This is a genomic window from Novosphingobium sp. BL-S-24, from assembly GCF_055521575.1.
This window is the reverse complement of the sequence record NZ_CM145487.1, coordinates 680,279-704,785: the sequence shown is the minus strand read 5'-3', so window position 1 is coordinate 704,785 and position 24,507 is coordinate 680,279. Positions and strand designations below refer to the sequence as shown.

25 protein-coding genes are annotated in these 24,507 nt (G+C 61.0%); 7 read left to right on the top strand and 18 right to left on the bottom strand.

Annotation, left to right across the window (positions count from 1 at the left end):
- Positions 1-25: 25 nt before the first annotated feature.
- The 11 genes from ACZ1JM_RS03175 to ACZ1JM_RS03125 all read right to left on the bottom strand — a co-directional run bounded on the left by ACZ1JM_RS03175 (position 26) and on the right by ACZ1JM_RS03125 (position 11,196).
- Positions 26-1,636, bottom strand: a complete 1,611-nt coding sequence (locus tag ACZ1JM_RS03175; RefSeq protein WP_465131691.1) for a class I adenylate-forming enzyme family protein — start codon at positions 1,634-1,636, stop codon at positions 26-28.
- A gap of 1 nt (position 1,637) precedes the next feature.
- Positions 1,638-2,747, bottom strand: coding sequence for an acyl-CoA dehydrogenase family protein (locus ACZ1JM_RS03170; RefSeq protein ID WP_465131690.1), 1,110 nt, complete (start codon positions 2,745-2,747; stop codon positions 1,638-1,640).
- A 6-nt stretch (positions 2,748-2,753) separates the two neighbouring features.
- The gene (locus ACZ1JM_RS03165) at positions 2,754-3,959 is read right to left on the bottom strand and encodes an acyl-CoA dehydrogenase family protein (protein ID WP_465131689.1); all 1,206 of its coding nucleotides are present in this window, start codon (positions 3,957-3,959) and stop codon (positions 2,754-2,756) included.
- Positions 3,960-3,995: 36 nt separating this feature from the next.
- Positions 3,996-4,817 carry a VOC family protein gene (locus ACZ1JM_RS03160; protein ID WP_465131688.1) on the bottom strand — a complete coding sequence of 274 codons (822 nt, stop codon included), beginning with the start codon at positions 4,815-4,817 and terminating at the stop codon, positions 3,996-3,998.
- Positions 4,818-4,956: 139 nt separating this feature from the next.
- A complete protein-coding gene (locus ACZ1JM_RS03155; RefSeq protein ID WP_465131687.1) occupies positions 4,957-5,970 on the bottom strand; it encodes an alcohol dehydrogenase catalytic domain-containing protein in 1,014 nt (337 codons plus the stop codon).
- 3 nt (positions 5,971-5,973) lie between these two features.
- A complete protein-coding gene (locus tag ACZ1JM_RS03150) occupies positions 5,974-7,044 on the bottom strand; it encodes an iron-containing alcohol dehydrogenase (RefSeq protein WP_465131686.1) in 1,071 nt (356 codons plus the stop codon).
- Positions 7,041-7,844: an SDR family NAD(P)-dependent oxidoreductase gene (locus ACZ1JM_RS03145; protein ID WP_465131685.1), complete on the bottom strand. Its 804-nt coding sequence runs from the start codon at positions 7,842-7,844 to the stop codon at positions 7,041-7,043. The genes ACZ1JM_RS03150 and ACZ1JM_RS03145 overlap by 4 nt, the downstream gene beginning before the upstream one ends.
- A gap of 2 nt (positions 7,845-7,846) precedes the next feature.
- Complete coding sequence (locus tag ACZ1JM_RS03140) at positions 7,847-8,821, bottom strand: transketolase family protein (protein ID WP_465131684.1); 975 nt, start codon at positions 8,819-8,821, stop codon at positions 7,847-7,849.
- Complete coding sequence (locus tag ACZ1JM_RS03135) at positions 8,818-9,669, bottom strand: transketolase (protein ID WP_465131683.1); 852 nt, start codon at positions 9,667-9,669, stop codon at positions 8,818-8,820. Before ACZ1JM_RS03135 ends, ACZ1JM_RS03140 begins: the two co-directional genes overlap by 4 nt.
- 104 nt (positions 9,670-9,773) lie before the next feature.
- Positions 9,774-10,919 (bottom strand): epoxide hydrolase family protein, encoded by a 1,146-nt coding sequence (locus ACZ1JM_RS03130; RefSeq protein ID WP_465131682.1) that lies wholly within the window; start codon positions 10,917-10,919, stop codon positions 9,774-9,776.
- A 28-nt stretch (positions 10,920-10,947) separates the two neighbouring features.
- Positions 10,948-11,196 carry a 2Fe-2S iron-sulfur cluster-binding protein gene (locus tag ACZ1JM_RS03125; RefSeq protein ID WP_465131681.1) on the bottom strand — a complete coding sequence of 83 codons (249 nt, stop codon included), beginning with the start codon at positions 11,194-11,196 and terminating at the stop codon, positions 10,948-10,950.
- Positions 11,197-11,226: 30 nt separating this feature from the next.
- Between ACZ1JM_RS03125 and ACZ1JM_RS03120 the strand changes: the two genes are divergently transcribed.
- Together ACZ1JM_RS03120 and ACZ1JM_RS03115 are read left to right on the top strand one after the other, a co-directional pair.
- On the top strand, positions 11,227-12,441 hold the full coding sequence (locus ACZ1JM_RS03120; protein WP_465132567.1) for an amidohydrolase family protein: 1,215 nt from the start codon (positions 11,227-11,229) through the stop codon (positions 12,439-12,441).
- Between the two features lie 46 nt (positions 12,442-12,487).
- Positions 12,488-12,718: a biotin/lipoyl-containing protein gene (locus tag ACZ1JM_RS03115; protein WP_465132566.1), complete on the top strand. Its 231-nt coding sequence runs from the start codon at positions 12,488-12,490 to the stop codon at positions 12,716-12,718.
- Between the two features lie 97 nt (positions 12,719-12,815).
- Here the strand turns inward: ACZ1JM_RS03115 and ACZ1JM_RS03110 are convergent, their stop codons facing one another.
- On the bottom strand, positions 12,816-13,595 hold the full coding sequence (locus ACZ1JM_RS03110; protein ID WP_465131680.1) for an SDR family NAD(P)-dependent oxidoreductase: 780 nt from the start codon (positions 13,593-13,595) through the stop codon (positions 12,816-12,818).
- A gap of 27 nt (positions 13,596-13,622) precedes the next feature.
- Positions 13,623-14,462 carry an aldo/keto reductase gene (locus tag ACZ1JM_RS03105; RefSeq protein WP_465131679.1) on the bottom strand — a complete coding sequence of 280 codons (840 nt, stop codon included), beginning with the start codon at positions 14,460-14,462 and terminating at the stop codon, positions 13,623-13,625.
- Between the two features lie 171 nt (positions 14,463-14,633).
- Between ACZ1JM_RS03105 and ACZ1JM_RS03100 the strand changes: the two genes are divergently transcribed.
- From ACZ1JM_RS03100 to ACZ1JM_RS03080, 5 genes are all read left to right on the top strand, one after another.
- Positions 14,634-15,437 (top strand): enoyl-CoA hydratase/isomerase family protein, encoded by an 804-nt coding sequence (locus ACZ1JM_RS03100; protein ID WP_465131678.1) that lies wholly within the window; start codon positions 14,634-14,636, stop codon positions 15,435-15,437.
- A gap of 58 nt (positions 15,438-15,495) precedes the next feature.
- On the top strand, positions 15,496-16,353 hold the full coding sequence (locus tag ACZ1JM_RS03095; protein ID WP_465131677.1) for a transketolase: 858 nt from the start codon (positions 15,496-15,498) through the stop codon (positions 16,351-16,353).
- Positions 16,350-17,327: a transketolase family protein gene (locus ACZ1JM_RS03090; RefSeq protein WP_465131676.1), complete on the top strand. Its 978-nt coding sequence runs from the start codon at positions 16,350-16,352 to the stop codon at positions 17,325-17,327. The genes ACZ1JM_RS03095 and ACZ1JM_RS03090 overlap by 4 nt, the downstream gene beginning before the upstream one ends.
- Before the next feature lie 12 nt (positions 17,328-17,339).
- Complete coding sequence (locus tag ACZ1JM_RS03085) at positions 17,340-18,251, top strand: crotonase/enoyl-CoA hydratase family protein (protein WP_465131675.1); 912 nt, start codon at positions 17,340-17,342, stop codon at positions 18,249-18,251.
- A gap of 115 nt (positions 18,252-18,366) precedes the next feature.
- Positions 18,367-19,152, top strand: a complete 786-nt coding sequence (locus tag ACZ1JM_RS03080) for an SDR family NAD(P)-dependent oxidoreductase (protein ID WP_465131674.1) — start codon at positions 18,367-18,369, stop codon at positions 19,150-19,152.
- A gap of 15 nt (positions 19,153-19,167) precedes the next feature.
- On the opposite strand, the gene ACZ1JM_RS03075 is transcribed toward ACZ1JM_RS03080, so the two are convergent.
- The 5 genes from ACZ1JM_RS03075 to ACZ1JM_RS03055 form a co-directional block, all read right to left on the bottom strand.
- Complete coding sequence (locus ACZ1JM_RS03075) at positions 19,168-20,166, bottom strand: SDR family oxidoreductase (RefSeq protein ID WP_465131673.1); 999 nt, start codon at positions 20,164-20,166, stop codon at positions 19,168-19,170.
- On the bottom strand, positions 20,163-21,347 hold the full coding sequence (locus ACZ1JM_RS03070) for a helix-turn-helix transcriptional regulator (protein ID WP_465131672.1): 1,185 nt from the start codon (positions 21,345-21,347) through the stop codon (positions 20,163-20,165). The genes ACZ1JM_RS03075 and ACZ1JM_RS03070 overlap by 4 nt, the downstream gene beginning before the upstream one ends.
- A 133-nt stretch (positions 21,348-21,480) precedes the next feature.
- The gene (locus ACZ1JM_RS03065; protein ID WP_465131671.1) at positions 21,481-22,194 is read right to left on the bottom strand and encodes an acyl-CoA reductase; all 714 of its coding nucleotides are present in this window, start codon (positions 22,192-22,194) and stop codon (positions 21,481-21,483) included.
- Positions 22,092-22,922, bottom strand: a complete 831-nt coding sequence (locus tag ACZ1JM_RS03060; protein ID WP_465131670.1) for an acyl-CoA reductase — start codon at positions 22,920-22,922, stop codon at positions 22,092-22,094. Before ACZ1JM_RS03060 ends, ACZ1JM_RS03065 begins: the two co-directional genes overlap by 103 nt.
- Positions 22,919-24,328 (bottom strand): hypothetical protein, encoded by a 1,410-nt coding sequence (locus ACZ1JM_RS03055; RefSeq protein WP_465131669.1) that lies wholly within the window; start codon positions 24,326-24,328, stop codon positions 22,919-22,921. The genes ACZ1JM_RS03060 and ACZ1JM_RS03055 overlap by 4 nt, the downstream gene beginning before the upstream one ends.
- Positions 24,329-24,507: the final 179 nt, after the last annotated feature.

Below are 24,507 nucleotides of genomic sequence, written 5' to 3'. Positions count from 1 at the left end.
TTGTCGATCCACGGCCCGCTGAAATTCAGCTCTTAGCCGCTTCTTCTTGCAACAGCATGTCGCGCATCTCACGCTTCATCAGCTTGCCATTGACGTTGCGCAGGAGCGGCTCGTCCAGGATGGTGAAAGTCTCGGGCCGCTTGTAATCAGCGAGCCGTGCCGCACAGTGTGCCTTGAGTTCGTCTTCACTGACGTTGACACCGCGCAATGAGACGAAGGCATGAACCCGCTCGCCCAATATTGCGCAAGGCTTGGCGACAACCGCGCTTTCGAGCACGCCAGCGTGCTCGGCGAGCACGCTTTCGACTTCAGCGGTATAGATCTTGTACCCACCGCGATTGATCATGTCCTTGATCCGATCAAGCACGCGGAGGAACCCGTCCTCATCCATGTGGCCCAGGTCGCCCGATCGCCAGAAGCCAGACACGATGTTCTCGCGGGTGGCTTCGGGGTTGTTCCAGTATCCCGGAACGACCGACGCGTTTCGCAGCCAAATCTCACCGGATTCTCCACGCGCGCATTCGCGTCCCTGCGGATCCATGATGAGCACTTCCGCACCAGGAGCGGGCAAGCCGACATCCAGCCGGCGCTCGACCGCATATTGCGGCGGCATGATACCCTGAGCGGCGCCCGTTTCGGTGGAGCCATAGAAGTTGAGCAACTGTAAGCTGGGAAGGGTGTCCCGTACGCCTTCGATCACGGGTGCGGGCATCGATGCGCCGCCGTAGCAGCCAATCCGCCAATTGGAGAGATCGTAGGCCCTGAAGTTCGCGCGTGCCAGGCACAGGGCGTACATGGCGGGGACCATGACCGTCATAGTCATCCGCTCCCGGCTGGCAAGCTCAAGAAAGGCGGGAGCCTGAAACTCTTCCATGACGATCAGTGTGCCCGCACACCGGGCCATCAGCGTGATGAGGCAGGTGATGCCGGTCACATGCGTCATCGGCACGGCGACGACCGCGCGGTCTCCATCTCTGATTCCCATGACCCGTTCGTAGATCATGACGGCATGGACGATGTTGACCTCCGCCAGCATCGCGCCCTTGGGCTTGCCGGTGGTGCCGGATGTATAGAGGATCATGTTGATCTCCTCCTCGTCCTTCTTAACCGGCGGGACGATGTCCGTCACGCGCAGCGAGCGGAGCATCTCTCCGGTCGCAACATCGTCGAGGCGGATCAGATCTGCGGCATCTTCGAAATCCTCCTGATCGGGGAGGCGATCCGCCAAGCCCGGATCGTATATCAGGACACGTGCGCCGCTGTGATTGACGGCATAGCTGATCCCGGGGCCGCGCTCGCGGTAACTGATCGGCACCGAGATCGCCCCTGCGCGCGCGATCGCATAGAGCAGCACGACGAACTCGGCCCGGTTGCCGATGAGCATCGCCACACGGTCACCCGGCACGATACCGCGCGCGACCAAACCCGAGGCCGTCTGCGCCACGAGCGCGTCCAGCTGTTTCCAGCTGAGCCGCAAGTCACCCGCGATCAGCGCCTCGCGGCCAGGAGCCTTTGCCACGGAGGCTGCGAACATCTCGTACACGCTGCCGGGCCGGTCGACCCGGCAGTTGACTACCCGGTCCCCGAATAGCGCTTCCTTCCGATATGGAAGGTCGGAAATGTCCCAATGAGCCATGTCAACTCGCCTTGAACGTCATGTCTTCGTATCGAGACAGGTGATATTCCGTGTCGCCATATGCCCGCGTTAGCTGCACCAGGCGACGGTAATGATGGCCGACCGGGTACTCCATGGTCATGCCCATGCCGCCGTGTAGATAGATGCCGAGATTGCCCACCGTCTGCGCTGCGCGATCGCAACGGGCGCGCGCGGCGGAAACGGCACCGCTTCGTTCACTGTCGCTGCGGTACGTTGCTGCCAGGCCACCATGCAGGGCCGAGCGCGCCATCTCGGTGTTTACGAACAAGTCCGACATGATGTGCTGGAGCGCCTGAAAAGCGGCAAGTGGCTGCGCGAACTGCTTGCGCGTATGGAGATAGTCGGCAGTCAGTTCCAAGATATGGTCCAGGCTGCCGACCTCTTGGGCGGCCACCCCGATGGCGCCTGCATCAAGGCCACGTTCCAGCGCTTCCAGCCCGCCGACACGCGCATCCGCATCGACTTGAACATTTTCGAAACTGACATCGGCAGCCCAGCTTCCATCCAACTGGCGATAGCTGTTGCGCGACACTCCGTCTTGATCGGATCCAACCAGGAATAGCGTCACTTCGCCGTCCAGCATGGCGGTGACGATGAACTGGTCGGCACAATCGCCACCCACGACCAGGACTTTCTTTCCCGATATGCGGTAGCCTTCCCCATCAGCCGAAGCTGAAGTCATCGGCCGTGCATAGTGGTAGCGGTTGCCGTTCTCTAGAAGCGCGGGCACGACAAGCGCCGTGCCGGCAACGATCTCCTCGAGCGCCGTGCCAACAAGGGCTGAGGCCGAGCCTGCCAACATCGTGGGCGCCACCACGCCGCATTCCAGAAACGGTTCGGCAATCAATACCTTGCCGCACTCGCCAAGGATCACTGCCGCATCGACGACGCCCCAGCCAAGCCCTCCCTGTTCTTCGGGCACGAGAATGCCGAGCCAGCCAAGATCGGCGAACTGGCTCCACATATCCCGATCCGTGCCGCTGACTTCGAGCAACCGCTTGCGCCGGCTTTCGAAATCGTATTTGTCAGCAAAGAAGCGCCCCGCGCCATCCTTCAAAACCTGCTGATTTTCGTCGAGTGAAAAGTCCATGGGCAATCACTTCTGGAAGACGGCGCGCCAGATTATGCCGCGCTGGATTTCATTGGCGCCACCGTAGATGGGTGCAGCGCGGCGGAACAAGGCCTTGGTCATGGCTCCCGGTACATCTTTCGGCGCATCGCCGAAGCGATCGTCGGTCCAAGAGCCGTCGTGAGGCTCGGGGAAGTCTGGGGCCACCCAAGGGCCGATCACCTCCAGCTGCAGGTCGGCGACGCGCTGCTGAATGTACGATCCTTCTACCTTAAGGCCCGACGCGAATGCCATATCGCGTCCGGCCATCTGTCCGTGCGCGCTTGCCGAGCGCAACACGGCCCATTCGAGCGCGGCGGTGTCGATCTCGAGTTCAGCGAGCTTGCGGCGAAACACCGGCTTGTCGATGAAACGCTCGCCGAAGACCTCTTGCGAGGCCAGATTGCGCAACTTGCGGATTTCGCGCTTTACGCGTTGCACGAGAGCGTTGGAGTGGCGTTCGTTCCCGAGCAAAAACTTCGCATAGGTCCAGCCCATGTTGGCCTCGCCGACAAGATTGCCGACAGGCACCCGGACATTGTCGAAGAACACCTCATTGACGTGATCGCTGTTATCGATCGTATAGATCGGTCGGACGGTAATACCCGGCGTTTTCATGTCGATGATCAGGCAAGATAAGCCCCTCTGCGGTTTCACCGTGGCATCGGTCCGAACCAGCGCGAAGATCAAGTCGGCATATTGTGCCTCGGATGTCCAGATTTTCTGGCCATTGACCACATACTCATCGCCATCGAGCACCGCCGAGGTCTTGAGCGAGGCGAGATCGGACCCTGCATTGGGCTCGGAGAAACCTTGGCACCATAGTTCAGCGCCGGTGCGGATCGTCGGCAGATATCGAGCCTTCTGGGCCTCGGAGCCGAAATTACAGATGACCGGGCCGACTAGACTATAACCCGCGCGCCATTGCACATGCGGCGCATCCGCGGCGGCGCATTCATCTTCAAAAATGTAGCTCTGCAGCGGCGACCAGCCCGCTCCGCCAAACTCGACTGGCCATTCCGGCAGAGACCAGCCCTTTTCGGACAGGATGCGCATCCACTCGCGATTGTCGCGCTCGGTTGGATGCCATCCTTCCGCCTGCCGCCGTGCGATATCGGCGGGAAGCGCATCCTTGATGTAGGCACGCGCCTGCTGGCGGAAGTCGTCCAGCGCATTTGATAACTCCAAGTCCACCGTTCAATCTGCCTTCTGACTAGAGAGTTCGCGTGCTCAATCGACGAGCCGCACGGTCATGCCGCATATGGTAAGCTGGTTCTCTTCGATCACGATTCCGGCGGCTTTGGCGCCTTGCTCGATGCGGCCGCGATCGTGAATCTTGAGATCGATGCCATAAAACCCTTCCTTCTGATCGTTATCTGCTCGAACGAAGCGCAATACACCGTCATCAAGTGTGACCAACCACGCGCCATCGTCGCCCTGCACCGGCAAGTCGAGCAACCGGCCCCAACGCCGCGCCAACGCCTCGGGATCCGGACTGCGCATCTCGGCGCCTACGACTGCCGAAACGGCGGACGAAGCTGGCGTCTCCTGCCATGTGGTCCCTGCCGGGTACCATGGGCCGTCCGGCACATTGTCAGGCAGTTCACGGGCCATGGACAACAGCGCGCCGCCACAATCGCGCGGGTGCAGGTGAATATCCGAATATCTGGGAAATGATGCCTTGTGTGAGATGCGGACGCCTTCCTTGCCCGCCAAGGCCTCGTAGCGGTCGACGTCGTCAGTCTGAAGAACGAGCATATAGCCGGTGTCACCACCCCGTCGATCCATGAAAGCGACGGTCAATCCATCCTGGCGCGTCGGGAACATGACTTCGATGAAGTCGGAACCGGCGGCGAAGATCAGGTTTTCGACGCCGAGATCAGCAAGCACCTTGCGACCGCCTTCAGACATCGGGCCACTCGCGGGAAGGCCATAGGGCGATAGATCACCGCTGCCGTGCACCGGCGAAAGACCCAGCATAGTCTGAAATACGGCCACCGTATCAGCCTTGCTACGCGCCACCAACACGACCTGCCGCAGTCTAAGATTCACGAACGCATCGTCCTCATGGCCATTATGCTGTGCTTTTTCCCGCAATTCGAGGCGGGAGACAAGCTTATTTTAATTTACATTCAAAATAATGCTCAGCGGTCCGCCGCCAGGCGATCTGTGGTATTTGTGTTTGACGGTGTCACGCCCAAGGATCGATCTGGATCTTGCAGTCGGCCAGACCGGATCGCATCGCGTTCATGAGTTCCGGCAGTCTGTCCAGCGGCTCGATCCGCGACACCATGGCTGCAGGCGCTGTTGCGCCAGCTTCAAGGGTGCGTACGACTGTCTCATAATCATCTAAGCTGTAAGTCTTGGAATAGGCGATTGTGACTTCCTTGAGCAGGCAGGCCGCGCCGCTGATCGCATCGGGATGCGTGCAGAAGCCAAGCACGATGATCTGCCCACGAGATCCGGCGATGCTGACCGCCTTGTCGAGCATGCCGGAAAGGCCGACGCATTCGAGAACGACATGCGGCGCGCCACCCAAGGCGTCAGCGACGCCATCTGTATTGGTCAGGAAAGCGTCCGCTCCGATCGTGCCCGCAAGCTCCGCGCTTCGGCGAGAGCGAGCGATCACGGCAACGCTCTTCGCGCCCAGCGTTCGCGCCCAGAAGGCAGCGGCTAGGCCGATGGGCCCTGCGCCGAGCACGGCAACTCGCGTTGTCGGACCGACGTTAGCGCGCCGCACGCCATGCAGCGCGACGGCCAGCGGCTCTACCAGCGCACCGAGTTCATCGCTCACCCCGCCCGGCAGCACGACCGACGATCGCGCCGCAACCGTCACATATTGCGCATAGGCTCCTGCCGCCGAGCCGAAGCCGGCGGCCAGGCCGGTCGTAGCGCACCAGCCCAGCTCACCGCGTCGGCATGGTTCGCATGCTCCGCAACCAAAGAACGGCATGGCGGTGACACGATCACCCAGTTGCAACGACCCGACATCCTTGCCCAGCGCTACGACTTCGCCGCAGAATTCATGTCCTAGCACAGAACCTCGAGGAAACCCGTACCCATCCGCGGCCGTCATGTGCACGTCGCTGCCACAGATCCCACAGCGGCTGACACGCAGCACGACTTCGCCTTTGCCGGGCGAGGGATCGGGCACATTCTCGATCCGCAGGGGTTCGCCCTTTTTGGAGAAGACCGCTGCCCGCATGGCTCAGGCTCCTTGTTCCACACGCTTGATCGCGCGCGCAATCCGCTCGGCGGTTAAGGGCTGGGCAAAGTTGCGGACATGCTGCCGCGCGGTCATCGCCTGCTTCGCCAGGAAGTCGATCTCGTCGCCGTCGACCTTTCCGCCACCGAAGTCGACCAAAGCCGCCGGCAGTCCCAGACCGCGCACGAACGCGCGTTCAGTTTCCAACGCCGCGTCGTCGGCGATGAGTGCCGACTGGACGATCATCCCATAGGCGACGTGTTCGCCATGAGCATGTCGGTGGGTGCGGGGGGCAAGGATCAAGCCGCGCGTCATCGCATGGGCGAGGCCGAGGCCGCCATTCTCGAAGCCGAGCCCACTCATCAGGATCACCGCCTCGACTGTTGCCTCGAAGGACGCGTCTGGATGGCCGATGCCCGCGACGGCGAGCGCAGCGGCCGCATGGATGCGCAGTGTTTCGTACGCGGCCTGCGCGAGCGCCAGCCCGGAAATGGCGGGCAGGGTCCCCAACGGCGTTAGTCCGTCTAGCGCCGCAGCGCAGCCCCGCGCTTCGCCCGCCTTGGCCAGAGCATCGCCGATGCCACAGCGTAGAAATTGCGCTGGTGCACTGGCTAGCACCACCGTGTCGGCGATCACCGCGTCGGGATTGCGACCGAGGCTCTCGACCATGAAGCGATGGTCTTCGTCGCCATAGAGCGCGATCGCGCGGCTTGTGGGCGCATCATTCGACGCTATCGTGGGAACGCTGACGAACCTGGCCTTGCGGTCACGAGCCAGCGCCTTTCCAGCATCCAGCGCCTTGCCGCCTCCCACACCGATGACGACGTCGCACAAAGGGGCGCGTTCACCGATCGAGCGTATCGCCCCAGGCGTGATCTCTCCTTCCAGGGGAATACGGGACGCGTTGGGCAACAACATCGCCAGACGGCTCCCAAGTATGGCCTCGACCCCGGGATCGTTAACTATCAGCGGTGCCGAGCCGAGCGCCGCGATAAGCTCGGGAAGCCGATCCAGCGCATCCGGCCCTTGTAGATAAAGCGGTGGTGCGACGAACTGGCGCAGCGCTCCGCTCACGCCATGTCATCCTCAATCGTGAAAGCATCGCTCGGTGCACCGAATGCCATGTAACCGCCGTCGACGGGCAGGGTGACGCCGGTGATGAAAGCCGCCTGATCCGACGCGAGGAACGTGATCGCATCGGCGATCTGTTCCGCGGTACCATAAGTACCCATGGGCGTGCGCCGGCGGATGCGCCCGCCGTCGACCTTGCCCGCGTCCAAAAGGCCCTGGAGAAGCGGCGTCAGCATGTAGCCGGGAGCGACAGCATTCACGCGGATGTGGTGGGTGCCCCATTCGCAGCCCAGCACGCGGGTCAGCATGCCGATGCCAGCCTTTGCGGCGCTGTAGGCCGTTCGTACCGGCAGGCCCATCACGCCCGCAATGGAATTGAGATTGACGATGGCCCCGCCTTGTCCTGCTTCGATCATCAACCGAGCTACGGTCTTGGAAACGAGGTAGGTACCGGTCAGGTGGATGTCGATGAGCCGTTGCCAGTGAGAAAGCTCCTGATCGACCGTTGGAGTAAAGCTGTCCGGGACCCCGGCATTGTTGACGAGTATGTCGATGCGCCCGGTAAGCGCGGCGGCCTCCGCCACGAAAGCCTTGACGTCAGGTTCCTTCGATACGTCGCCCCCGACGCCCAGATGCCGAGGTCCAAGTTGCGTCGCGGCCTCGCGCGCCGCTTCCTCACGCAAGTCGTTGATGACCACCGTCGCCCCACCTTCGGCGAACCTCCGCGCGGTCGCGAGCCCAAGGCCGCTGCCCCCGCCAGTGACCAGGACAGTCTTGCCGGCAAAGTCAAAAGGTGTCGCCATGCTTATATGCCTTTTTCGATGGCTTCGGCCAAACGCTGCCGGTCGAACCGGTAGAGGCCTTCCAGATAGTCCAGCGGACCGCATTCGTGAAAGCGGTCCTCCAATGCCACGTGCGCCAGTGGCTTCAGCGTGCCGCGCGCATACAGCGTTTCCATTATGAGGGTGCCGAGCCCACCGGACCGGATGTGGTTTTCCAGAACCACGATGCGGGGGAAGCGGGCGCAGAATTCGGCCACCGCCTCGGCATCGAACGGCTTGATCGTCGGCACATGCAGGATCGCTGCGTCGATGCCCTTCGCCGCTGCATCCTTGGCCGCCTCCAACGCGCGACCGCTCATCGTGCCGGTGCTGACGATGCCGACATCCTTGCCATCCCGCAATTGTCGCGCCTTGCCAGCCTCGAAGACGTGGGTCTCAGGATCTAGCAGAACTGGTACGTTCCCGCGGATATTGCGAACATAGACCGTGCCCGGGATATCGGCCGCCGCGCGAACGACCTGCCGCAATTCCACCGCATCGCAGGGATCGATGATGGTGAGGCCCGGCACCGTCCGCATGATCGCGAGATCTTCGGTCGACTGGTGCGTTCCACCCAGACCGTTGACCAGCCCCGGCATATTCGAAAAGATCTTCACGGGCACGTCGCTGTGAGCGCAGGCGATAGTGATGAAGTCCAATGCCCGGCGCGTCAGGAATACACCATACGTGGTGATGTAAGGGATCTTGCCCATGCGCGCCATTCCGGCGGCGACCGCAACAAGGTTCTGCTCCGCCATGCCGACGTTTATGTATCGATCCGGGTGTCGATGCGCAAAAGGAAGGAGGTCGGTGTATTTGGCCATATCGGCCGTCAATCCGACGATCTCCGCGCGTTCGTCCGCCAGGTCGGCGAGCGCGTGCCCGAAGGTCGCCGCTTCATAGGGGCCAGCCTGCGCAGCGACTTCGCCCATGCCGGGCGTGAAAACCGGGCGGCTCATTGTCCCGGCTCCAATTCGTCCGCAAGCCTGTCCCATTCACTTGCCTCCGTGCGTACGAAATGCGCACGCTCGCGCGCTTCGAGCGTCGCAATGCCTTTGCCTGGAACGGTCCTCATCACGATGGCCTTTGGCCGATCGTTCGCAGCGCGCAGTGCGTCGAAGGCGTCGCATAGGGCCGATACGTCGTTGCCGTCGATCTCGACGGTGTCGAACCCGAATGCCCGCCATTTGTCCGCGACCGGCTCGATTTGAGTCGTGACTGGACCATCGGCCTGAATGCCGTTGCAGTCGATCACGGCAACCAATTGATCGAGCTTGAAAGTCGCGGCTGACATTGCCGCTTCCCAGGTCGACCCTTCCTGCAGCTCGCCATCCGAGAGTTCGACGACGACGCGAATATCCTTCCCATCAAGCTTGGCGGCCAGAGCCATGCCAACACCTTGGCCCAGACCGTGACCTAGCGACCCGCCAACCATCTCGATGCCCGGCACGTCATCAAACGTGCTCATCGGCAGGCGGCTGCCGGCCATGCCATACGTGTGCAGGTCGGAAGCAGGGATATAGCCGAACTCGGCCAATCCCGCATAAAGGCCGATGGAATAGTGGCCGGTGCTTAGGACGAATCGGTCACGGTCCGCCCACTCGGCATCGTTGGGATCAAGCCGCAGTTCGCGGAAGTAAAGAACCGCCAGAAGATCGGCGATGCCAAGCCCCTGCGCGACGTAGCCCTGTCCCTTGCCTCGCGCCTGGGTGACGATGTGGCGCCTGATGTTGAGCGCGCGTCGGCGCAGCTCGCTCAGGTCTGCCGCGCCCGGCGAATTGCGCCGCACAGCCACTTTGGTCGCCATTCTGATCCTTCCCGATCCAGTCGATGGAGGTCGCTCTAAGTCGACCCTTCCACCATGTCGAACCTTTTTATCCTTCATTCAAAAACAGGATTCATCTCGCGCGGTCAAGATAGACTTACAAAGAACGCCCGCACCTCGTCCGCGAAAGCTACCGGCTCCTCCATGGCCGCGAAGTGTCCTCCCGAGGGCATCTGTGTCCAACGCTGCAGGTTCATGGAGCGCTCGACGATCGCCCGAGGCGGTATCGGCAGAAATTCCCCCGGGAACAACGCGACGCCGGTGGGCACCTCCACCCTGCTCGAGTAGCGGGGGAGCTCGCCGTCGGCGCCGTAGTACATCCAAAGCGAAGATATCACCGCATCGTTGACCAGATAGATCATGATGTTGCCGAGCAGTAGATCCTTGCTGAAGCGGCTTTCCACATCACCATGGGTATCCCCCCAACGCTGGAACTTCTCGATCACCCAGGCAGCGAAGCCCAGCGGCGAGTCATGCAGCGCAAGGCCGATCGTCTGTGGCCGGGTCGCCTGCTCGTGCGCATAACCTGATTCCAAGGCGCGGACCTCATCTAGCTTTTTGCGCCATTCAAGCGTCTCGGGCGAGTCGTCGGGCGGCGTGCCCAGCAGAAGGTTCAGATGGATCGCCGCGACCACGTCGCCATGGTCGCTGCCAAGCCAATGGGTTACGGCCGCCCCCCAGTCTCCGCCCTGCGCGAAGAAGCGCTTGTACCCGAGTGCATCGGTCATGAGGCGCCGCCAGAGCTGCGCCGTCCTTCGCGGCCCGATCGGCGCGGCGGGTCGGCCCGAAAAGCCATAGCCCGGGAGGGAGGGGATTACGAGATCGAACCCCTCCTCGGCCAATCCTCCGAACTTTTCGGGATGCGCCAGCCGTTCCATGACTTCGAGGAATTCCATGACCGATCCCGGCCATCCATGGGTAAGAAGAATTACGCGGCCCTCGGACCCTGATCCCCGCACATGGTAGAAGTGGACGTCTATGTCCTCGATGCGAGCCTTGAACTGCGGATAACGGTTGAGTTGGGCCTCGGTCGCCCGCCAGTCGAAACTGTCGCGCCAATATTCAAGCAGCTCGGCAAGATAGCTTGCCGATGTGCCATGGCGCCATTCATCGTCATCACGGGGCGCATAGCCAACCTGCGCAAGAGCGAGTTTGGCTGCTATTCGGTCAAGAACCGGTTGTGGCACGGCCACCTCGAATGGAACGACCGGGCCGATGTCATTGGAAGTCATATCGTATGCTCTCCTGATCTGGTCGGCATCAGCCGTTGTTGTTGCTGACCCGGACGGTGGCACCTGCCAAAACCTCGGATACCCGCACCTGACAACTCAAGCGGCTTGTCGAGTCCCGGTCGATCAGGATGTCCAGCATCGCCTCTTCGTCGTCGGATGGTTCCGGCAACCGGGCGAAGGTTTCGACGTCCAGATGCACGTGGCATGTTCCGCATGTCATGCAACCGCCGCATTCCGCAACCACGCCCGGCACCCCGGCGTTTACAGCGGCACGCATGAGGCTGCGGCCAGTATCGCATTGGAGCAGATGAACAACACCGTCCGGATCGATGAACGTTATCTCGGGCATAAAAATCTTGGCGTGCCTCTCGACGGATCCCGGGCGAAGGGCAGCCCTATTGCCTTACGCTGTTCGAGCCTGCAAGAGCAGCCACGTAAGGAGCGGAAAATGGGAAGTCTGCGGCTGTTCGACCCGGTCTGGTTGCAGCAAACAAAGGAAGCTGCACTGGATCTGGATCAGTTGATCCTAGACCCGCATCATCATGTTTTTCCGTCTTTCGATCCGCCCTACGGGATGACGGAGCTGGAAGCAGACCTTGACGACGGCCATAATGTCGCCGCAACCGTTTATATGGAAGCTTTGACGCAATGGCATCGTAGTGGACCATCGCATCTTCGCCCGGTTGGCGAAACCGCCTTCGCGGCAGCGATGGGCGAAGCCGCAGATGTCAGAAAGGCACCTCGGATCGCTGCGGCGATCATCGGTCACGGACAGCTCGATCGGGGCGGGGACACGGTACAGGCGGCTCTGGATGCCCACGTGGAAGCGGGGAGGGGGCGGTTTCGCGGCTTGCGGGCCAATCCATTCTGGTCCGAGCACATCGACCTCGGCATTCCCATGCCGCCAAGGGACTTGTGCGCCACCACCGCATTTCACGACGGTTTCGCACGCCTGGCACCGATGGGACTGGTCTGCGACATCTTCGCCTTTGCGGAAAATCTCCCTGAGATCGTGCGTTTGGCCGCCGACTTTCCTGACACTCCGAAAGTGATTGACTATTGCGGGGCGCCGGCATTTGCGCTCCAGGACAACCCGGACGGGCGTGCGCGATTTGCCAAGTGGCGACAGCAAATCCACGCGTTGGCCGCTTGTGATAACGTCTGGATGAAAGTAGGTGGAGCGGGCGGCGGCTCTTACGCGCCGCTCGGCCCATTGAACCTCCATAAGCGCCCCGCGCCTTGGGGGTCGCTGGAATTGGCAAGCCTGATCCAACCCTTCTATGAGGAATGTCTGAGCGCTTTTGGTACCGTCCGTATCATGCTAGAAAGCAATTTCCCTGTTGATCGGCGTGACTATGGCTACACGGTTTTGTGGAACGCCTTCAAACGATTGACACGGCCGCTCACGATCGAAGAACGCGACGAGATGTATTGGCGCACCGCCGCGAATTTTTATGGCGTCGACATGCTCTCAGGCGCTGATACAAAACCCGTTGCGCAATCTCTGCCTGAAAACTATTGAAACAGCATTCAAAAGTCTTGCAGTGATTGCGAGCAAGGAGATGATGATGGCGACCGAAGTTCTGCTCCCCAAGATCGGTTTTTCCATGAACGAAGGTGTCTTGGCGGAATGGCTCGTCGCCGATGGCGGCGCGATCAGCGAAGGCCAGCCGCTCTTTTCGCTCGAAAGCGACAAGTCGACCAACGAGGTAGAAAGCCCGGCCACCGGGACGCTCAAGATCATCGCGACACCGGGCGAGACTTACGAAGTGGGTTATGTGCTCGGCATCATCGAATAAGCTGACACAGTTCTGATGCGCGGTCTGCATGTGATCCAAACCGCGCATCATGAATTTGTATCGCTACTCAAAAGCCGGCCACGGCCGAAGACCCGGCCTATCCCAGGCTCTGTCCGTCGTCGATGGTGATGGCGCTCCCGGTGACGGCCTTGCTCGCATCAGAACACAGAAAAAGGATCAACGCATCGAGCGCGTCGTGGTCCATCAGGCGGCGGCGGTTGAAGCGGGCGATCTGTTTCTTCCCGCCATCGCTGTCGAACCACTTCGCGTTGATATCGGTGCGAATATAGCCGGGGCAGATCATGTTGACATTGATCCCCTGGCGCACCCATTCGCGTGCCAGAACCTTCCCGAGTTGAATGACGCCCGCCTTGGTCGCGGAGTAAGCGGATAATCCTGCTTCGACGACGTGGGCAGTGATCGATGCGGTGAGCACGATGCGGCCGTGGCCTTGCGTCCCACTACCGGCTGCGATCAGCCGGCGGGCGCCCTCGCGGGCAGTCAGGAACGGCCCGCGCAGATTGAGCGCGGTCACCTGATCGAAGTCACTCACCGGCAGATCTACCGCGGTGCCGGCACCGCTGGATCCTGCATTGGCGATGATGGTGTCCACCACGCCAAATCGAGCCTCGGCAACGTCGTAAGCGGCGATGGTGGAAGCCTCGTCGGTAGCGTCCATGGTGACGGCCATGGCTTCGCCGCCGGCCGCCACGATCTGCTCCACGGCTGACTGCAAACGATCGGGTCGCCGCGCGCCGAGTACGACTTTCGCGCCCGATTGGGCGAGCACTTGGGCGAAGCGCAGGCCGATGCCCGAGGAGGCGCCGGTTACGAGCACCACGCGTCCAGAAAGATCAAAAGTAAATTTTTGGCTCAAGCCCGTTCTCCGTGATGAAAGCCGCTTTCAATCGCGGCCAGGTATGGCTTCAAACCTCTGCGGATCGGGCCCGAACCGGCCATCAGGGCTATCCAGTGCGGCCATTGCCGCGATCGCCTCGTCGTCCAGAGCGATCGATAGACTGTCGATATTGTCCTGAAGGTGGCCGACCGACGAAGCCTTGGGGATTACGACGACGTCGAGGCCGGTGAGATAGGCGAGGATCAGTTGTGCGGTCGTGCACCCGAGGCGGGCGGCGGTGGCTTCGATCTTCGGATTCTTCAAGGCGCTGCCTCGGCCCAAGGGGCTCCACGCCTCGCTTACGATGCCGTGGCGTGCATGAAGGTCACGCAACGCCCGTTGCTGCCATTCGGGATGAAGTTCGATCTGGTTCAAGGCCGGTGCGACGCCTGTTTCGCCGATAATGCGCTCGAGATGATCCGCCTGGAAGTTAGACACGCCGATCGACTTGACGCGCCCTTCCTCCAGAATGCGAACCAATGCTCGCCAGCTGTCCGCATAGAGATCTTTTGCGGGAACGGGCCAATGGATCAGATAGACGTCGATGTAGTCTAGCTGCAGCGCGGCCAGACTTTCGTCGAACGCCCGCAACGCCTCGTCATAGCCTTGCCGGGTGTTCCACAGCTTGGTCGTGATCAGCACGTCCTCGCGCGGGAGGCCGCACTTCTTCAAGGCCTCACCCACGCCCTTTTCGTTGCCGTAGATCGGGGCGGTGTCGAATGAACGATAACCCATCTCGACCGCCTGGCGCATGACCGCAGGCAGATCGGCATTTTCGATTCCCATGACGCCCAAACCAATCAAGGGGAGCGAGATACCGTTGTTAAGGGTCACTGCGCGTGTCATCAATCCTCCGCATCGTTGGCGGAAAGGCCGCAAGCCTTTCCTAACGGGCTGGCGCGGCTGGGCAATCGTAAAACGGTCATAACGTTCTGCACGCGCGATTTTTTGGTTGTCGGATCAAAAATACTTGCACGCCACCGCGAAACGATAGACACGACGGCCATTCGCGAGAGGATGATGGAGAACCATATGTACGAGAATTACAAGGCGCTGAAATTTTCCCGGCGAGGCAAGGTCCTGACCGTGACGATGGACAATCCGCCCATGAACTCGGCCAGCTTCGATCTCCATGATGAACTGTCTTATGTGTTCTACGACATAGCGCGTGATCCTGATTGCTCCGTGGTCGTGTTGACGGGCGAAGGCCGGGCATTTTCCGCAGGCGGCGACATCAAGGACATGCACGACAATATCGAAGACCCGTTCCACCATTCCAAGTTCTTTCGCCGTGGTCCGTTCATTGTGCACGGACTGCTAGAACTGAACAAGGTCGTGATCGCGCGGATCAACGGCCACGCCATGGGCTTTGGTGCGACTGTAGCTTTACTGTGCGATCTCACAATCGCGGCGGACAGCGCCAAGCTCGGCGATCCCCATGTCTTGGTCGGAATTTCGGCTGGTGACGGTGGCGCGTTCATCTGGCCGCAGCATATCGGCTTCGCGCAGGCGAAATGGTTCCTGCTGACCGGCGAGCACATCGAAGCGCCTCGGGCGGTCGAAATGGGTTTGATCAACAAGAGCGTCCCGCTCGATCAACTCGACGACGCTGTCTACGCGCTGGCCGACAAGCTGGCGAACGGGCCCACCCAGGCACTCAACGCGACCAAGCGCAGCATCAACATGTTGCTACGCAAGCAGGTCGAGGGCGTCATCGAAGCCCATCTGGGCCTGGAAATGCTCACGGTATTCACGAAGGATCACAAGACGGCCGTGGCCGCTTTCCTCAACAAGGAAACGCCGACGTTCCAAGGCGAATGATCGTTGGGGGCTTGTTAGCGAGCCCCCACTTCTACTGAACATCATCCGAGGTGGCCGCTTGACCAACAAAAGCATCTTGCCGCGAAATCGCGAGGTGGATCCCGCCTCGCTTGCCGAGCGGGCCGACTGGATCAGGCTGGAGACTATCCGCCTGATCGAGATCGCCAAGAGCGGCCATTACTCGAGTGTTTATTCCTGCGCCGAGATGTTCGCGGCGCTCTATTACCACACACTCCGGCTCGATCCTGCCAATCCACGCTGGCCGGACCGGGACCGATTTCTACTGGGGAAAGGCCATGCCGCGATCGGGCAATATCCGGTCTTAGCAGACCTCGGGTTTTTTCCCGTCGAGTGGCTCGACACCTATACGCGTTTGGGCAGCCCGCTTGGGGACCACCCTGACATGAACAAGGTTCCCGGCTGCGATTTCAGTTCGGGCTCGATCGGCCACAATCTTTCAGTCGGTGTCGGAATGGCGCTCGGCGCGCGCATGCAGAAGCGCGACTTTCTGACCTGGGTGATGCTTGGCGATGGCGAACTGAACGAAGGTCAGGTCTGGGAAGCAGCGATGGCTGCCGGCCATTATCGCTTGTCGAACCTGATCGCGATCGTCGATGCGAACGGCATGGGCCTGGATGGCGACATCGAGGACGTGATGGGCATCGAACCGATCGCGGCCAAGTTCGAAGCTTTCGGCTGGTCAACGGCGGAGATCGATGGCCATGCTGTCTCAGCGGTGGTCGAAGCGTTCGACGTCGCGCAGGACGCCGACCGTCCGCACGTGATCGTCGCGCGGACCAAGAAGGGCAAGGGCGTCGGGTTCATGGAAGTATCGCCGCACTGGCACCTTGGCTATCTGGGGCCCAAGGACAAGGATGTGGCGATCGCGGAGATCAAGGCGAGGATCGGCCGATGATCGAACCACTCGACTCCGCCAGCTGGAACATCGAGACATCGCTCGCGAAGCTTCCGGCGCTCACCATGGGCGACGAGCTTTCTGCGATGGCGGCAGAGCGCGACGCCATTGTCGTGCTGACAGCCGATCTCGCCTCATCCAACGGACTGTCGTTGTTTAGGGACCGCTATCCCGATCGCTTCGTCAACACCGGCATCGCTGAGCAGAACATGATGTCGGTCGCCGCCGGGCTCGCCACGTGCGGCCTGATCCCCTATGTTTCGACTTTCGCTTCCTTTGCCTCACTCCTGTGCGCCGAACAGCTGCGGACGGATATGGCTTATACGAAGATGCCGGTGCGCATCCTCGCGCATCACGCCGGCATTTCGATGGGATTCTACGGGACGTCGCACCATGCCGTGGAGGATCTGGCGATCACCCGTGCGATGGCGCACATGACCGTTGTCAGTGCCGCCGACGGCAACGCCGTGCGCGGCCTGCTTCGCGCGACCATGGATGTGCCTGGCCCTGTCTACATCCGGATCGGCCGGGGGGCGGAGAAGGAAGTCTACAAGACCGTCCCCCGGTTTGAAACCGGCCGCCTCGTTAATCTGCGTGATGGGGATGCCTTGACAGTGATCGCGACAGGCATCGGCGTTAAAGCAGCGCTCGATGCCGCCGACATTTTGGAGGGCGAAGGAGTCTCGATCCGTGTCCTCGACGCCGCCTGGATCAAGCCGATGGATGTCGGCGGAGTACTGGCGGCAGCCAAGGAAACCGGCGGGATACTGGCCGTCGAGGAGCATAACCCCAATGGCGGTCTGGGCAGCGCGATCGCTGAGATCTTGGCTGAGAATGGCTTTGCCACCCGGTTCCGGCGCCATGCATTGCCTGACGATTATGTCCTGGTCGCGCCGCCCACGCACCTTTACCGACATTATGGATTGAGCCCGGACGGCATCGCAGCCGCCGTGCGCGAAATGATAAACGCTTGAGGGAGATGATATATGCAGGACTACAATGGCAAGTGGTTGTCAAACCCGGAACTGATCCACTTCAACGTGGCCGATCGCATCGCTACCATCACGCTTAACCGGCCCGAGAAGCGCAACGCGCTTAGCCCCGCCCTGCTTCAGGAAATGCACGACGCGATGATCGAGGCGGATGACCGCACCGACGTCAACGTCATCGTGCTGCAAGGGGCGGGAAAGGATTTCTGCGCCGGTTATGACTTGGCGGGCGCTTATGCTGGCCGTGCGGCTGACGGCGCCGTAGCGGGCGAGGGCATCCCGTATCGCAGTAAGATCGCCAATTTCGATGACGATGCTTGGAACGTCGAAAGCCAGCAGAAGCTGACCGTCGTCATGTTCGACTTGCACAAGCCGGTTATCGCCAAGGTGCATGGCAACTGTCTGGCTGGAGGCACCGACATCGCCTTTCATTGCGACCTCGTGATCGCATCGGACGACGCGCGTATCGGTTTTCCGGCCACGCGCGCCAATGGCTGCCCGCCCAATCAGATGTGGCTTTATCATATGGGACCGCAGTGGACGAAGCGCCTGCTGTTCACCGGCGACACCCTGTCGGGCAAGGACGCGGCGAAGATCGGCCTGGTGCTGGATTCGGTACCGGCGGAGCAACTGGATAGTTATGTCCTCGAGCAGGCGAGCCGCATCGCCGCCGTCGACGCGGAGTTGCTGTCCAGCCACAAGCGGATCGTGAACATGGGCCTCGAGTTCATGGGCGCAAAGACGCTGCAACGAATGGCGGCTGAGAACGACGCCCGTGCCCATCTTGCAGCTGGTCCGCGCCGGACGCAGTTCAAGGCCGACATGAAGGAGCATGATCTCAAGACCGCGCTCAAGAACCGCGATGCGCCATTCGGCGACGGCAGGATCACGCTTAGCGCGCGGGGATAATGAGCCGTAAGCCCATGGAAGAGGACTTGTGCCCTTCCGCCAATCTGGGCTGGAGAGGTGCGGGGCCACAGCCCCGGCCTTTACGCCGCCCTTTAAAACATAGGAGAGGATCCCGATGACCATCGAAGATTATGCAGCGCCTCCGGAGTTTCGATATGGCCAGGCTTTGATCTTTGGTGGAAGCGGTGGCCTGGGTATCGCCATAGCGCAGGCGATCGCCGCACGTGGATGCGGGGTCGTACTGTCGTACCAGAACGGCCAGGCCGCCGCCGAATCCGCAGCGGAGACGATCCGGCAGAGCGGTGGTGAGGCGGTCGCGCGGCAGGCATTCATAGAAGATGCCAGTTCCGTAGCCGCCTTCGTCGCCGCAGCAGCCGCTGACGGGCCGATCCACACGGTGGTCTCCGCTGCGGGGCCTCATATCTATCTAGAGCCGCTTGTTAAGACCGATCTCAATCGCCTCCGTGATTATGTGCTGGCGGACATCATGGGTTTCGCGACGATCGCGCAGGCGGTGAGTCCGCACCTGCGGGCCAATCGAGGGTCCATTACGGCGCTGGTCACTTGCGGTGTCGAAACGTGGTTGCCGCACGACGTGCTCTCCATCGTTCCCAAGGCTGGCGTCTGGGCGCTGGTGCGTGGGCTTGCCGCCGAGGAAAGCCGCAAGGGTATGCGCGCCAACGCGGTTGGAGTGGGCGTCATGGACGCGGGTATGACGGTGCGCGACAAAGAATCGGGTGCCATGGACGAGCGCTTTGTCGAGAGCGTCACGAACATGACCCCGCTGCGCCGCTTTGGTCGGCGCGAGGACATTGCCGAGGCAGTAGCCTTCCTCGCATCGGACCGCGCGAGCTTCATCACCGGGCAGTTGCTGAACGTCGATGGCGGCCTGGCGAACTGATCGCGAGCGAACTGTCTAGGCGACGAGCCCCAAATCGATCAGGCTTTGTGCGGTTGCAACGACTGCTTCCTGCGTGCTGCGCGGGTGCCAGTCCAGCAATCGCTTCGCCTTATCGGATGTTGTGTCGCGTCGGATGCCAATTTGCGGTGCCATCAGGGGCGGCACCTGCTCATCGGGCATTGTGCCGGTAGGCAGTCGATCCCGGAAACCGGGGAAAGCTTCGCGCAGGATGTCGGCAAGTTCAAGAATGGAAAAGTCGCTGCCGGAAGTCGCGATGAAACGCTCTCCTGCCGCTTGGTCGGACAGCATGGCGCGCACATGCAAGTCCGCCAGGTCGCGAATGTCAACGATACCGAAATAGATACGGGGTACGACAGGCATATAGCCTGCGAGCAAGTACCGGATCAGCGAGATGGAGGTCGACAACGGTTCTCCCAAAACCGGGCCGTAGATACCTACCGGTGCGATCGTGGTGAGTTCCGTCGCGGAATCGTCTTGCGCGATCAGGTCCCACGCCGCGAGTTCGGCCAGCGTTTTCGAATGGGTATAGGGATCGGCCTCCGGAGACGACAGGTTCGTCCAGTCGCGCTCGTCATAGGGACGGCCGTCGACCTTGTGACCGTAACTCACCGCTGCCACGGATGAGGTCAGGACGACTCTTTTTACGCCCGCGGCAATGCTGGCGCGCAAGACGCGCAGCGTGCCATCCCGCGCCGGACGGATAAGATCTTCAGGGTCTTCGGGCTTTTGGGCAGGAAAGGGCGAGGCCACGTGCAACACATAGTCGCAACCCTCCACGACATCGTTCCAGCCAGCATCGGATATCAAATCAGCTTCGAGCAATCGCAGCGAACCTGCGCGTTCGATTCCGGCGCGCTCGAGCATTGCCTCGACATCACCCGCCCGAGCCTGGGAGCGAATAGTGCCACGCACGTCATAGCCCCGCCCAAGCAGATTGGCGATGCAGTGAACGCCGACAAAGCCTGTGGCACCCGTTACAGCAACTGTCGTCAAATTCCGTATCCTTTTCTATTGACTATGCATAATGAAGCTAGGAGGCAAACAGCGCCATGCTTCGTTGGATAAGCCTTACGACCTCGGCTTGTCGGTTCAGGCCTGTTTTTTGTGAAGGATGTTCTTCGAATAGCTGGCACGCTATTCTCCGTGATGCCCATCTTGGCAGCGGCCTCACGTAGCGTCAGCCCCTCGCCAAGCAGAATGGCGAGCCGCGCCTCCGCCGGCGCCAATCCGAACAGCTTGGCAACCATTGCCGGAGAGGCATGAGCGGTGGTGCGCAAGTCGTGAAGGTAGATCATGACGTTGGCAGGAATGGCCATGTCGAAGACATTACGGGCATCGATCGGCATGAGCAGCGCCGCGAGCCGCGAACTCTGCTTGCCCAAGCCCAACACCCGATCCTCGACTGGTAGCGTGTCTACCAGATGCGGTTGAGCGGCAAGCCGCGCCACGAACCTTGCTTGAGTAGAATCGTGAAGAACCAGGCGATCCTGCCTGATGGACACGGCGTCATTGCCCTCAATCAACTCAAGCGCCAGGCGATTGGAGAAGAGCACCCGACTGCTCCGGCTGATCGCCAAGGCACCGAACGACAAGCGATTGAAGATCTTGGCGAAAAGTTCGGGTACCCGTTGGCTCAGGCGAAACCGCGAAAAGAGGGCCACGGCCCTGTCCGCATGAGGTAAAAGCCCGGACAACCAAGCGCTGTCCGCCGGTGCAAGGCCGCGGTGTTCCTTACGCACCCAAGCCAGGTGGGCCTTGGGTCCGTCCTGCCAGCCGATCTTCACGATCTCCACCGTCCCGAGCCCCTCAGGCTTCAGGTGCTCCTGATAGAGAACGCTGTCCGCCAGCTGCCCGCCAGAAATAAAATCTTCCAGGCGATAGACGCGATGAAAGATCATCGACCGATAATTAAAAGGATTGTTCGCGGTAAAGTGCGTAAAATAACGCTCGCTGAAGGCTTGGATGTCGCCTTGAGAAGCCTGGATCTGCAGCGAGTCCTCATCCTCGCCACGCAGTCGAAAGGCGAGGAAAACCGAGTCGACGTCCAAACGGGGGCGGATGATCGCCAGGAAATCCTGCCACGCATCGGCGCGAAGCGGAGCATCGTACAGCGCCTCGATTGCCTTGAGCCCGTCTAGGTCGAGCATGGCCGGATCGGTCGGCGCTTTCGCCATCACTCTTCCCAACGGCGAAATTGCGCCTTTTCTACAGGGAGATATCGACACAGGGCAACCTCCTCTAGGCGGAACATTAGCACGAAAACGGCGCGGCGCTGCAACGTCTAAGTCTGTCCTGCGTCCCGCCCTCTTAATGAGCCAGCCTGCGGAAATCGGCGGCATCCTCGTCGGTGACCCAGCGCATGCAGCGATTGAGTGCCCAGAAGCCGTCGTGAGGAGTGCCGAAGCCGCCCGCCATGGCTTGGCCGAGGTCAGTCACGCGCTGCACTCCTGCATTGGCGAGTCCGTCGCGCAAGGCTGCCTTACGGGCCGAAGGATAAACGCCCACAGTCGCAGTCGCGACAGTGGCGAAGTCAGTCGCTTTCTCAAGCGACGAAATCGGCACGACGTTGACGATCTTTCCTTCAGGATGAAATTCGACCGGTTCGAGCGATCGGATCACGAGACCCGACCCATCATAGCTGCCCCAAACGCGATGTTCCGGCTCCATTTCGCGAAGTGCGCTAATCTCGTCCCGCAGTTCGCCCCCGATCTTCGAACAGAAGGCAGATGTCGTCCGCCGCTCGCGCGCCAGGTTCTGCTGGAGCAACTCACAAAATCGGTCGATCTCGTCAAGCCTGCCCTCGATGAACTGGAAGCGTGAGCATACGCATCCTTCCTGATTATAATGGGTCGCGTCGATTGCCGCCAATTCGGCAGCTTCAGCCAAGGTGGCGGGATTGGCGAAAGCTTCACGCCCGATCAGTGATATGGACGTCTTGGGATCGAAGCTGACCAGTTCCAAGCCGGGGCCGGTGTAGGTCTTGATGCCGCGAATAGCCGCTTCGCCGCCCCAGGCGACCACCTTGTCGAGTATTGTGGCCGGCAGATCCGGCTTTCGACCGATTTATCGCCGCCGCGCCAATACACCGCCGAGAAGGAACGAACCAAAGGATGCCCGGGCGCGACTGCATTCATCGTCCGTAGGATCGCAGGTGCGGTGTACAGATCGTTAGAAGGCATCTTGAGCAGATGGACGCCCTTGGTCAGAGCCGCCTGTGCGATGGTCCCGGCCGCGACGCTGGGGACGTTACCGCCAAGGACGTGCAGCAACCGCGGCGGGTAGGCGCGTAAGCGCAGCGTCCGTCCGTCCGGCCGCTGCACCTCGCGCCAACCGTCGAGCACATCCGTGCCGCCGAGTTCCTGCTTGATCATGAACTCGAGCGAGGTCCGGTCGGTAAATATCTGGACGATGTCTTCATAGCAGTTCTCGACGATGCGCCGCTCCAGCGTGCAAGTCCGCGCCATGTTCTCCAGCGCTTCAGCCATATACCCGTCGGGATCGCTGCGCATCCGCTCACCAGTGGCGACGAGCAGATCGAGAATCTCGGCCGTCGAGACTTCAAAAGCTGGCCCGAGCTCGCGCCGTGACCATACCAGGGTGTCGATATCCAGATGCGGAGTAACGAAGGTACCATCGCCGCTGCCGAAGACGATTTTTGCGCCCTCGACGACCTCGCCCTTGATAATATGCGTGACCTGCGCGGCGCTCTGAGCGGCACCTGAGGCTGGAACGATGATGTTGGTGTTCATTCCGTGATAGCTCCACGGATATAGGACTCGATGGTCCCGGCGCAGCCGATCTTGTCGTCCTCGCCGGGGCCTGTGAAGCGCGAGATGTGGGGCAGGATCACCGGGCCCGGCCGGCCGCAGCTGCAGGTCTCGGCATGATCCATGATGACCTTATCGCCCGAGATGAGGCCGCCCCAGCGAGAGCCGTACGACAGGTCGAGAAATGCGAAACGGCCTTCGGACTTGCCATGTACCGGCTGAACGATCTCTTCGCCGGACCCGTCAAGGATGAACGGCATGATCCACGGCACGATATGATACTTTCCGTGTTCGCACGCGGGATAGCAGGTCGACATCTCGCTCATACCATAGACGTTGAGCACGTGATGGACCGGGCCCAAAAATTTCCATGTCTGTTCTTGGTAGTCGGGCGGAAGGACGAGCCCCTTGGTTCCGCCGCCGGTCGCGATGACCGAACCGGGATGCATCGATCCCTCCCGAATGCCGCGCACGCGTGCGCGTTCGACCAGGCGCCAGAGCATGCCCCATTGCGCCGAGAGCAGCATTGGCTTGTCGAAGTTGTCGATGATCTCGTCGGCGATGGCGTCGAACTCGGCAACGGCTTTGGCCTGCTGCGACAGCACCTCTGCCTCGAACGCGGCAATCTCGCTGGGGCTGACAGTTCCATCGCCGATGCGCTGCCGCATTTCAGCCGCGCGCATAAGCGATTTGACGCTCAGACGATCTTCGGACAAATATTTCACCTGTCCCGGAATGGCGAAGCGTGCGGTCATCCGGTCGGACGTGCACATGATGATGTAATAACCGTCCTTGGGCGTCATCTGGTAATAGCGCATGGCTTCCTGCGGCGACGGCTTGGGCCAGCAGAAGTTGTCATCGATGATACTTTGGTAGACCTCGTAATCGGCGTCGGCGCGGGCGAGGATCGATACCTTGCCGGATGTGCCGCTGCTGGTGAACACCTTGTGCCCTGCATCCCACAGCCGTCCAAGAAAGCCGTCAATATCCTCCACGCCGTCCAAATCGACCGTATCGACGGGCAGGGCGGTCAAGGTGGAGTACCATTTCAGCAAGCGACCCCATTGCCCCTTGCTGATGAAGCTGGCCGGATAGGATTTGTAGACCGAGTGTGCGAAGAGCAGGGGAACGATGTCGTCCTTGCCGCCGATCTCGTCGATCCCGGTATCCTCCGCCCGTCGCTTGAGGACCTGGACCCGCCGACGCTGGGCTGCGAACACTTCACGCGCTGCCTGCAGTTGGAGCTTCGGCAGCTCGTCGCCCGCGGTGAGGAGGAAATCATCTTCGTCCAGCGTTGCCAATAGACGTTGCAGCGTCGGGCTGCGGTTGAATTCCGCTGCTGGATGCATCAAGGCTGGCTTGGCGGCCTGTTGTGGGATGGCGTTCATGACCTCTCCTCGATCGTTTCGGCGCAAGTTCTAGTGTCGGGCAGGCCTTATGGGATATCACCAAATGGTGGTGCTGCGTCGGGCGCGAAATGGCTTATCCGGCTTGATGCGCGTTTCGTGGCCAAGGTCCACAATTCAGTTGTGCTTCGACGGAAAAGATCACTAGCTGAAAGTCAGGG